Annotated in this window: 1 protein-coding gene; it reads right to left on the bottom strand. The window is 26.9% G+C overall.

Annotated features, from left to right (window positions below; all coding sequences use genetic code 11):
• Positions 1-1,914: GA module-containing protein (locus tag HMPREF1871_RS05380; RefSeq protein WP_157058076.1), on the bottom strand; the 1,914-nt coding region annotated here is incomplete at its 3' end.
• Between the last annotated feature and the right edge of the window lie 294 nt (positions 1,915-2,208).

Genomic DNA, 2,208 nt, shown 5'->3' with positions numbered 1-2,208 from the left:
CGGCATTGGTGTCGGAGTTTGTGGATTTTGATTTTCTCCTGGGTTTTCCGGCATTGGTGCTGGAGTTTGCGGCGCATCTCCACTTGGTTTTTCATTAGGTTTTACTTTTTCTGCTTTGTTTTTAGCATCTTGTTTTTTAGCTTTTTCTACTACTTCATTAATAGCTTTTTTCGTTACAGAATTTGTTATATCTGAATTTGCTTTTGTTTTTTCCTCTGGTTTTAAATCTTTTAATTTTTCTATTTCTTCTTTTGCTTTTGCTCTTGCTTCTGTTAATTCTTTGTTATCCAATACTTTAGCATCACTTAAAGCTTTTTCAACAGATTTTTTATCTTGCCCTGCTAAAACTTCTGCTTTTGCTTTTTGCAATTGATCATCTGTTAAATTCATTAATTTTTTAAGTTCGTCTAATGCTTTTGTTTTAGCTTCATTTAAAATTTGATTATTTTTTTCAGTAGCTAGACCAAAGTTTTCATTAACTTTTTCTACATTTTCAGATTTTTCTATTTTTTCTTTATATGTAGCTTTGTCTGCTTCACTTAAATCTTTTAATTTTTCTATTTCTTCTTTTGCTTCTTTTACTTTAGTGTCAAAAGTTTTTGCATTTTTATGAACTTTTTCCAAATCTTTTACATCTGTATTTTTTTCTACTTCTTTCAATAAAGAATCTTTTTGAGTTTGTGATAGATTATTAAGTTTTTTAATTTGTTCTTTTGAAGCATCTTTTACATATTTTTTAATTTTTTCTAATTCTGCATTTGCTTCTGCTTGACGTTTTTTATATTGTTCTTTTTCACTATTTATATAGTCATCTTCGCCTTTAGCTGATTCCTGAATAGCTTTTAGTTCTTCTTCATTTGTTGATTCATTAATAACTTCTTCATATTCATTTCTAGCTTCATCAGTTAGATTTTTTAATTCTTTTATTGCTTTTTTAGCTTTTTCTTTTGCTTGTTCTAAATCTTTCGCTTCATCTTTTGCATTTGGTGCTGATGGTTGGTCGCCTTGTTCATTTTCTTTTGATTGTTGCCCACTTCCATTATCTTGAGGAGGGGTGTTTTGCTCTTTTCCAGCATTTTCTTTTTTAGCCTTTTCTTGTGCTTCTTTTTCCTCAGCTTTTTTCTCTTCTTGTTTTACTTCTTCTAAAGTAGAACCACTTCCTATAGAGTTATAAGCCTTAACTTTTTCTTCTTGAGAAAGATTTGTCATTTTATCAACTTTCTGTCTTCCTTCTTCTTTAGCTTTCCCTATTTCATCAGCTTTTTTTACAGTAGTTAATATTTTTTCTAAATCTTCTTTAGTATGAGAATCATTATAAATTTTCCCTTTCATGAATTGCTTCATAGCTTCTGAAAGTGTTTCATTAGAAAAATCTTTACCATCTTGCGATTCAGCATCAGCATTTCCTTTTTGTCCATATAGCTGATTTCCAAAGGCATAAGGGTATCCGTCTAATTCTTTATTTAAACAATCCTTTAATTCTTTTATTATATTTTCTACTTTATTTGCACTTCCTATTTTATTTCTAGCATCATTTTTTTGTGAATCTGATACATGAGTTAGCTTATCTAAAAAGTCTTTTCCTTCTTTTTTAGCTTTATTCAAATTATGTGCATTCTTTACTTCATTTAAAATATTTTCTATATCTTCTTTCTTAGTAGCTTCATTTATTTTTTTTATTTTTGCTTTTTTCGCTTCATTTGCTAAATTATTCAAAACAGCAAACGCTTCTGGATATTCATCTAATTTTTTAATAGCTTCGTCTTTTGCTCTTTGTAATTCTTGATCTGTGTTTGCAGTAGTTGTTCCTTGTGCATCTGCTAATGTATTATTTAGTGGCGAAACTGCCCCACTAATATTTAATAATAATGCTCCTGTCACACCTACTGTTAATATCTTCTTTCTATATTTCATCTATTTCTCCTTTATTGCTTTTATATAATTAATATTTTTGTTTACTAATACTTAAATAAATATTTAAACTTTTTATGTTTTTTATTTTAACATTTTTAAAAGACACATTCAATATTTTTTTTAAACTTTTTAAATATTTTTGTAAAATGTAATCTTTTTGTAACATTTTTAATCTTTATCACCTCTTAAAGTGCTTATATACTAACATTATCTATTTTATAGTATATAAAATATTATTATATAAAAACGATAAAAATTATTTTGAAATTTAATGTATTAAATTATTTGCTTTTT

Origin of the sequence: Gemelliphila asaccharolytica (assembly GCF_001553005.1) — a bacterium.
GTDB classification, from domain to species: domain Bacteria; phylum Bacillota; class Bacilli; order Staphylococcales; family Gemellaceae; genus Gemelliphila; species Gemelliphila asaccharolytica.
Note: the sequence above shows the minus strand (reverse complement) of the source record. Positions and strands in the feature narration are given on the sequence as shown.